This is a genomic window from Synechococcus sp. R6-10 (assembly GCF_047461815.1).
Classification (GTDB): Bacteria; Cyanobacteriota; Cyanobacteriia; order Thermostichales; family Thermostichaceae; genus Thermostichus.
Genome location: NZ_JANSHW010000529.1, coordinates 1 through 8445, shown reverse-complemented (window position 1 = coordinate 8445; position 8445 = coordinate 1). Strand labels below are relative to the sequence as shown.

Below are 8445 nucleotides of genomic sequence, written 5' to 3'. Positions count from 1 at the left end.
CAAACAGAATGCTATCGCTGCATAGTTGAACAGTGATGTTCAGCAGTGTTCAGCGTAAATGTATCAGCAACAAAAGGTCGCCTTCTCTCTTTCCCAGATCCTGGCGGAAGCTGAGATTGGATAGGTGCTGCCTTTTCCTCCGAAACTGAGCTCTATCTCCTGCCCAATAGGGATCCCATGAGGTTGAAAGCCCTCATTTGATTTTCCTTGCCACACCCTAAAGTTCTCTGGAAGGATGTATACAATGCAGGGATCCAGTGGCCAGTCAGGGGGATCCCTTGGGTCGGGCTCATGGCTTGAGTTTGAGGGGATGTTCTCGGGTCATCCAAAGTGAGAGGGAACTTGAGAAAAATGCAAACTACTGTTTCAGTTTCCACACACTTCTCCACATCCGGAAAGCTTGCTTAGAGATTGAGTTAGAGTGTTTCCAGTCGGTTCCTGCAGTATGCTGCCTTTTCAGGAGGGCAAGACATGAAAGTTGGAGATCGGGTGCGGGTGCGTACCAGCGTGATTGTCTATCACCACCCGGAACATCGCAATCAACCTTTTGACCTCAAAGGTATGGAAGGGGAACTGAAGGCCGTGCTTCGAGATTGGAATGGCCGCCCGATCAGCGCCAACTTTCCCTTTCAGGTGCAGTTTGACAACAAGTTCCGTGCGCATCTCCAAGCTGATGAGCTAGAGGTGGTTGAGCCGGCCAACTCTGAAGAGCCCGCCGGGACGGCGGCCTAGTTAAGGCCCAACAGCGTGCGGTTGGTTTCCAGAATTGGCCTGATCAACTTGGTTTCTTCGGGGGTGAGGTAATTGGCTATCACTTCTTGTAGGAAGCGATAGGTGGCCTCGCAACTGCGTTGGGTGCGGAAGGCCCGCATTAAGGTCTGGAACCAGTAGAGAAATCGATCTTTGTAGCGTTGCTCATCGTCCAGGAGCATGGCCAAAGCCGAGAGGCGCAAAACCCGCACGGTGTCAGCCTTCCACTTGTTGCTGAAGTCTTCCACCCCTCGCATGAGCAAGTAGGGATCCAGCGCGCGCATTTTCATCTCCACATCCCGGATGATCTGGGCCTCCGCCGCCTGAATCTTGCGATAGGCGCTCAGGCGTAGGTCAAAGGAGGCTAGATAGGTCTCCATGAACTGCAGCTCTTCATCCCTGAGATAGCGCCCGTCGGCAGCGATGCTCAGTTCGCGCAGTTGAGTCAGCATAGGGATCCCTGGGCAAGCTGGAATGAGAGTGGAAAAAACACCACCTATCCTGGCTGACGGCACAGCCTTGGTCTCTCAATCCTATCCCCAAACTCCTGGCCAGAAGAGGGGGATTGCAGGGATCCCCGGCAACCCTCTCAGTCAGGTTAATATTAATTAACAGTCTGTTGCTGCAAGAACCCACCCGACCCCAGATTGTTACCCATAGGTCACCATCTGCGAGTTCGATTCAAAAACACCCTTTGGGAGGAAACACTTCCGTGAGTCAGAAAGGTAAAAACAAGAAATGGAGAAGCGCGGGGTTATATGCGCTACTGGCCATCGTCTTGATCTCTTTAGCCACCACCTTCTTGGGTACCCGCCCGCCTGAGCGTTTGGAGATCAGCTACTCCGACCTGATCAGCCGCGTCGAACGGGGCGAGGTCAGCAAAGTTTTGGTGGAGACGGCCCCGGATGGTCGCCAGGTTGCCATTGCCGAGGCAGAAATCAACAACCGCGCCACCCAAGTGCAGGTGAATCTGCCCCCCCTTACCCCTGAGTTTGAGAACACCCTGGTTGCCAACGGGGTGGAGCTGGCGGTACGCCCTGTTCAAGAGGAGGGGCTACTTGGGCGCATTCTCAGCACCTTCTTCCTGCCGGTTTTGCTCTTGCTGGGGCTCTTTTTCCTGCTGCGGCGGGCTCAAAATGGCCCAGGCAGCCAAGCTCTCAACTTTGGCAAATCCAGGGCGCGGGTGCAGATGGAGCCGAAAACCCAGATTACCTTCAACGATGTGGCCGGCATCGATCAGGCCAAGCTGGAGCTGGCAGAAGTGGTGGATTTCCTGAAAAATTCAGAGCGCTTCACAGCTTTGGGAGCCAAGATCCCCCGCGGGGTATTGCTGGTGGGCCCGCCCGGCACAGGTAAGACCCTGTTGGCCCGCGCCGTAGCCGGAGAGGCGGGTGTGCCCTTTTTCTCCATTTCCGGCTCCGAGTTTGTGGAGATGTTTGTTGGGGTGGGGGCCTCGCGGGTACGGGACCTGTTCGAGCAAGCCAAGCAAAATGCTCCCTGCATCGTCTTCATCGACGAAATTGATGCGGTCGGTCGCCAGCGGGGAGCTGGCTTGGGGGGTGGCAACGACGAACGGGAGCAGACCCTGAACCAGCTGCTCACCGAGATGGACGGTTTTGAGGGCAACTCCGGCATCATCGTCATTGCGGCCACCAACCGACCGGATGTGCTGGATGCAGCGCTGCTACGGCCTGGCCGGTTCGATCGCCAAGTTACGGTGGATCGCCCCGATTTTCAGGGCCGCCTGGAGATCCTCAAGGTGCACGCCCGCGGTAAAACTCTGTCTGCGGATGTGGATCTGGAGAAATTGGCCCGCCGTACTCCTGGATTTACCGGCGCCGATTTGGCCAACCTCCTGAACGAAGCAGCCATTCTGGCAGCCCGCCGCAACCTCACCGAGATCTCCATGGACGAGATCAACGACGCGGTGGATCGGGTGTTGGCCGGTCCGGAGAAGAAGGATCGGCTGATGAGCGAACGGCGCAAGGAGTTGGTGGCCTACCATGAGGCGGGCCATGCCCTGGTGGGATCCCTTCTGCCCAACTACGATCCCATCCAAAAAGTGACGATCATCCCCCGGGGACAAGCAGGTGGCCTCACCTGGTTCATGCCCAGCGATGACGACATGGGGCTCACCACCCGTGCCCATCTGAAGAACATGATGACTGTTGCCTTGGGTGGGCGCGTGGCCGAAGAAGTGGTCTATGGAGAGTCGGAGATCACCACGGGGGCAGCCAGTGACCTGCAGCAGGTGGCCCGCATCGCCCGCAACATGGTGACCCGCTTCGGTATGAGCGATCGCCTGGGAAATGTAGCCCTAGGTCGCCAGTACACCAACATTTTCCTGGGCCGGGAAATCGCCGCAGAACGGGATTTCTCGGAGGAAACAGCGGCCCTCATTGACGAAGAGGTGCGGCGGCTGGTGAACGAGGCCTACCAACGGGCCACCTACTTGATTCGGGAAAACCGTGCCCTCTTGGATCGGATCGCCCGCCGCCTGGTAGAGGCCGAAACCATCGATGGGGAAGAGCTGCAGGCCATCATCGACAACTCTGAGGTGGTGATGTTGCCCCCCGAAGAGGAGCCAGAACCGCTGACTCTGCCTATGGCCGTCAACGCCAGCGCCTAGTCTCTTTTCCCCAAGCGCAAACTTGGGATCCCTGCTTTTCCTCTTGAGGAGAGAGGGATCCCAATGTTTTGTATGATTTGCGCTGGGAGAGGGGGAGTCCACCCTAGCCGGCAACAGCCGAACCCAACAAAGTCCGGCTCGCCTCTGCTTCCAGGGGCTGAGGCTCGTAGATTTTCAGCACGTACTCCGCTACCATGCGGTCGGTGTTGAAAACGGGGTTGAGCGTGCGGATCGCCTCCTTCATGCGGGCAATCCAACGACGTGGGATCCCTTTCTCATCCCGGTCGTAGAACATGGGGATTACTTCATACTCCAACAAATCGTAGAGGGAGTTGGCGTCCAAGTCGTCTTGGGCAGCGGGATCCAGACCTTCGATTTCTTGGCCAATAGCCCAGCCATTGCGACCGTTGTAACCCTCCGGCCACCAGCCATCCAGCACCGACAAATTCAATCCCCCGCTGAAGCCCACCTTTTGTCCTGAGGTGCCGGAGGCCTCCAGAGGGCGTCGCGGGTTGTTCAGCCACACATCGACCCCCTGCACCAAATTGCGAGCGACATAGGCATCGTAATTTTCGATGAAGGCGACTCGGTTGGCCACCTCAGGCCGGTTGGACCATTCCACCACCCGCTGGATCAGGCGCTTGCCCCCTTCGTCCCGGGGATGGGCCTTGCCGGCGAAGATAATCTGTACAGGGTACTCTTTGTTGGTGAAGATGCGGGTAATTCGCTCCAGATTTCGCAGGATCAAATCTCCTCGCTTGTAGGTGCTAAAGCGACGGGCAAACCCAATCGTCAAGACCTTGGGATCCAGCAACTGGTTGACCGCTTGGATGCGCTCATTGCTTTCGCCGCGATTGCGCCGGGCCCGCAACACCCGGTGACGGGTAAAAGACACCAGCCGCTCCCGCAGAGCCTCTTTGCGCCGCCACAGTTCTTCATCTGGGATCTCTTCCACCTTGGCCCACAGTTCCGGGTCTGACACCCGCTCCGGCCAATCGGGGCCCAAGTACTGGTCGTAGAGGTTCCAAAAAAGAGGGGAAACCCAGGTACGGGCGTGAACCCCATTGGTAATGGAGCTGATGGGCACCTCATCCACCGATCGCTCAGGGTAGAGCACATGCCACATTTCGCGAGAAACCCGTCCGTGGAGCTTGCTTACGCCATTGGCTGCCCGCGCGTACCGCAAAGCCAGCACCGTCATGTTAAAGCGCTCCCAGGGATCCCCGGTGCGCCGAGCTCCCAAGGCCAAAAATTGTTCCCGCGTCAGGCCCAGTTGTGGCCAGAAAGAGGCAAAGAACGCATCCATCTCATTGGGGCTAAAGGCATCGTGGCCAGCCGGCACTGGTGTATGGGTGGTAAACACGCATTTTTCCCGCACCTTGGCCTCCGCCGTCTCGAAGGGGGTGCCCCGCGCCACCTCCTCCCGCAGCAACTCCAGCGTCAGGAAAGCAGCGTGCCCTTCATTCATGTGATAAACCATGGGATCCAAACCCAACTGGCGCAGCAGACGCACCCCACCGATACCCAGGATGCACTCTTGGGCGATGCGAGTATCGGTGCTGCCCCCGTAGAGGTGGGCGGTAATCCAGCGGTCGATGGGGTCGTTCTCCGGCAGGTCGGTGTCCAGCAGAAAAAGAGGTACCCGGCCCACGTCCGCCCGCCAGGCCCGCGCCTTCACCAACCGCTGCCGCATCGCCACTTCCACCAACAGAGGGCTGCCATCCGGCTGGCGCACCAGAGTCAACGGCAGAGACTCAAACTCAGAGTCTTCGTAAAGCTCCCCCTGCCAGCCATTGTTGTCCAGGCGCTGTTGGAAGTAGCCCTGACGGTAGAGCAACCCGATGGCCACCAGGGGCACCCCCAAATCTGAAGCCGACTTGAGGTGATCGGCAGCCAACATACCCAGCCCGCCAGAGTAGGTGGGCAAAGACTCGTGCAAGCCGTATTCGGCACAGAAATAGGCAATAGGACGCTGCCAGTCGTAGGTTTTCATGGTGCGCTTGGCCCAGGTATCCTCAGCCGTCATGTACTGCCGATAGGACTGCACCATCCGGTTCAACGTGTTGAGGTAGTTCACATCGGTGGCCAAGGCTGCCAACCGCAAGTAGGAAACCTCCTCCAGCATGCGCACCGGGTTGTGGGAGGTTTTTTCCCACAGGGCGGGATCCATTTCCCGGAAAATGGTGAGGTGATCCGGGTTCCAGGTCCACCAATAGTTGCGGGCGATCTCGCACAGGGGCGTGAGCGCTTCCGGCAGCACCGGACAACGTTCGGGAAAAGCAGGAGCTAAGGTGGCAATGGACATAGGACAGATACCTGGGGTTAAAGTTATGGGCTCGAAAAAGAAGAGGTAGAGGTCGATGCTGGTAAACGTATCTCAATTATTATTGAGCCGATCCTGAGGATTCTGAGGGGGGAATTCAAGATCTCTACAAAATCTTCAGGGGACGTAACCCAAATTTTCCAGGGCTTCTCCCGATCTTGCCACAGCAGCGCGGAGCCTTCAAAAGCAGCGTTCACAGGCAGCCCAGCTTTCGATTCCGGCAGAAGCTGCCCGTCTATCTTCAGAGATGGTGCAACGTTAGAGTTAACTCAAAGTTAACAAAATCTACAGAACCCCAACGAACCCTTGGGGAACCCCTCCGGTTCAATTAAAATGCTGCTTCTCATAAGCTCTTAAAAACTGCAGCCGCTTTTGCTACCAATCGATGATTTTGTTGGCTTCTCCCTGAAGTTGAGCCCTAACGTCCTTCCACCACTGCCAAGGTGGTGTTGCGGTAGTAGTGGCTGAGGATCTGTTGGTAGGAGTAGTTCTGGCTGGCCATCCCAGCCGCTCCCCACTGGCTCATGCCCACCCCGTGCCCGTAGCCCCGCCCATGAATCTCAAAGAAAGCTGGGAATGTCCCTGCCACAGGAGCCAAGCTGGCTGTAGTGGCGGCCTCTCCGCGTGGACTAATGGCAATCTTTGTGCTGCGCAACCCTAGAGCCCGACGAAAATCGCCGGCATTGAGATCTTTGATCCCTTGGGATCCCGTCAGGCGCACCGTGATTGCCCGTCCCCACGGGGAGCTGCGCAGTACCTCCACAGAACGAATGGCACCGATCCCGGCAGCCAATTGCTGAATCTGTTGGGCAGGAACGGTGGCCGTCCAGCTAAACACCGGTGAGTGCTGATCGAAATCCGGCACCCCCTGTAAGTAGGGCCGCGACTCTAACCAGACATTGCCTGCATCATCCGTATGTCCCCCCGCAGAGGAGTGGAAAACCGCATTGATCAACTGCCCCTGGTGGATGAGAACCTGCCCGGCGGTCTCACGGGCAGCCGCTTGGGTACGGCTGGATTCGGCAGCTACCCCCTTGTAAACCTGCCAATCGATCCCATTTCCTAAGTCAAAAGGCTGCTGGGAACGGCGACTGCGGTGGTAGAGGGCATAGGTGCGGGAGGCCACGGCTTGGGCTTTAAGAGCCTCCATGGGAAAACGGTGTCCCATCTCGCTGCCCACCACGCTGGAAACGTAGTCTTCCAAGCCAACTTGGTTGATGGCAATCACCCCACGCTCGCCAGGGATCAGCTCCACCCAGCCGCGGTACCAATTCTGGTCAATAAACACCAACCCATCGGGGACAGTGGGCTGTAGGTAAAGACGTTCTCCCTGTTGGCCGGCCAAACTGACTGCTGAACCCGAACGGCTGGCCTGCAGCGGTTGCATGGCCTGCACCTCTGCCAGCGGCTGTCCCTGGGCATTCAATATGCGGGCTCCGGTAGAGCTGCCGACGGTGACCTGGGGCTTGTTGACGGCAATACCTACCCGCAGCAGCACCCGTGCCTGCACCGGAAAAGTTAAGCACAGCCAAGCCCAAACCAGGAGGGCAATACCTCTAATCGAGGCTGATGGCGGAGGAGAGAAGGAGAGGGTAATAGTCACACACCAATCCTCTGGGAAAGAGTATCACAGCCGGCGAGGGATCCCAGACAAGTCGGGTTTTGAGAATCCAGGCATAGGGCCGACGCACCCTCAACAACCCAAGCGGCCACCGTTGGGCTCAAGAGATCCCGCACTCGGAAAGCCTTTTTTGAGGCTGGTGCGGGATCCCGGGCAAGGGCCAGCCGAACCCGTTATGACAGTATCAAAAACATCCTGCAGATGCACGACTTCAACCCAGAATTTTCCGCCCCCAGTCCCTCGGTCAGGATTCAGCCGGCTCAGAGGGGATCCCGCGCCGGCGGCAAAACCACTGCTGCAATAGGCGGCGACACTCGGCCTCGCAGACTCCGCCGATGACCTCCGGGCAATGGAAGCTGGCGGCAGAAGCTGGCAAATTGAGCACGCTGCGCAGTGCTCCGGCCTTGGGATCATCGGCGCCGTAGATTACCTGGGCCAGCCGCGATTGGCTGATTGCCCCCGCACACATGGGGCAGGGCTCCAGGGTCACATACAGCCGACAGCCCTGCAGCTGCCAATCGCCCAAGCGCTGCCCTGCCTGCCGTAGGGCCAGAATCTCCGCATGGGCCGTGGGATCCCGATCCCGTTCCCGCCGGTTGCTGCTCAAAGCCAGCAACTTTTCCCCTGGCCCCACCACCAGAGCGGCCACCGGCACCTCTCCGGCTTCTCCTGCTTGCTTAGCTTCTCGCAAGGCCAACTGCATCCAGGCGCGGTGGCGCTGCCACGGATCCCGCCCTCGTGGCTCGGAGGAATGGAGCATACTCGGATCCCCGATCATTTTGGGCGTTTCGAGCACTGCCTCTGTCCGCAAGATTTGCTAGGGTAAGCACACATACCCCGAACATCCAAGAGTAAAGAGTAGGAATAGATAGAATAGACCAGGAGTGAACTGGGTCTTGATGGCGTAAGTCGGGGGAGCGGGTTCACGCCTTTTGAGTCTTGGCGATACGGCTTAGCTTTGGGAGGGATCATGGCGCGGATTCTACGGCACACACTTTTGGCGATGGCTCTGTTTGGTGGAGGCGTCGCGGGTGGGGTCTGGCTATCGTCTCGATCGGGGCAGGAGTGGTTACAGCAAACTCCTCTGGTCACTTGGACGCAACGGGCCGGTGAGGGAGTAGG

6 protein-coding genes are annotated in these 8445 nt (G+C 58.1%); 2 read left to right on the top strand and 4 right to left on the bottom strand.

What is annotated here, in order from left to right:
- Positions 1–471 precede the first annotated feature (471 nt).
- A complete protein-coding gene (locus tag NW837_RS13310) occupies positions 472–732 on the top strand; it encodes a ferredoxin-thioredoxin reductase variable chain (RefSeq protein WP_414332109.1) in 261 nt (86 codons plus the stop codon).
- On the opposite strand, the gene NW837_RS13305 is transcribed toward NW837_RS13310, so the two are convergent.
- Positions 729–1202: a hypothetical protein gene (locus NW837_RS13305; RefSeq protein WP_011432275.1), complete on the bottom strand. Its 474-nt coding sequence runs from the start codon at positions 1200–1202 to the stop codon at positions 729–731. The two genes, NW837_RS13310 and NW837_RS13305, sit on opposite strands and share 4 nt — an antisense overlap.
- 260 nt (positions 1203–1462) lie before the next feature.
- On the opposite strand from NW837_RS13305, the gene ftsH reads away from it, so the two are divergent.
- Positions 1463–3379: an ATP-dependent zinc metalloprotease FtsH gene (gene ftsH / locus NW837_RS13300; RefSeq protein ID WP_414332108.1), complete on the top strand. Its 1917-nt coding sequence runs from the start codon at positions 1463–1465 to the stop codon at positions 3377–3379.
- A 103-nt stretch (positions 3380–3482) separates the two neighbouring features.
- On the opposite strand, the gene glgP is transcribed toward ftsH, so the two are convergent.
- From glgP to NW837_RS13285, 3 genes are all read right to left on the bottom strand, one after another.
- On the bottom strand, positions 3483–5684 hold the full coding sequence (gene glgP, locus NW837_RS13295; RefSeq protein ID WP_414332107.1) for an alpha-glucan family phosphorylase: 2202 nt from the start codon (positions 5682–5684) through the stop codon (positions 3483–3485).
- A 436-nt stretch (positions 5685–6120) separates the two neighbouring features.
- Entirely contained in the window at positions 6121–7305 is a 1185-nt protein-coding gene (locus NW837_RS13290) for a SpoIID/LytB domain-containing protein (RefSeq protein ID WP_414332106.1), read from the bottom strand.
- A gap of 262 nt (positions 7306–7567) precedes the next feature.
- A complete protein-coding gene (locus NW837_RS13285; RefSeq protein WP_414332105.1) occupies positions 7568–8083 on the bottom strand; it encodes a nucleoside deaminase in 516 nt (171 codons plus the stop codon).
- Positions 8084–8445 lie beyond the last annotated feature (362 nt).

Coding starts and splice junctions, on each gene's coding strand:
- NW837_RS13285 (WP_414332105.1), bottom strand. CDS start 8,083: ATGCTCCATTCCTCCGAGCCACGAGGGCGGGATCCGTGGCAGCGCCAC.
- glgP (WP_414332107.1), bottom strand. CDS start 5,684: ATGTCCATTGCCACCTTAGCTCCTGCTTTTCCCGAACGTTGTCCGGTG.
- NW837_RS13305 (WP_011432275.1), bottom strand. CDS start 1,202: ATGCTGACTCAACTGCGCGAACTGAGCATCGCTGCCGACGGGCGCTAT.
- NW837_RS13310 (WP_414332109.1), top strand. CDS start 472: ATGAAAGTTGGAGATCGGGTGCGGGTGCGTACCAGCGTGATTGTCTAT.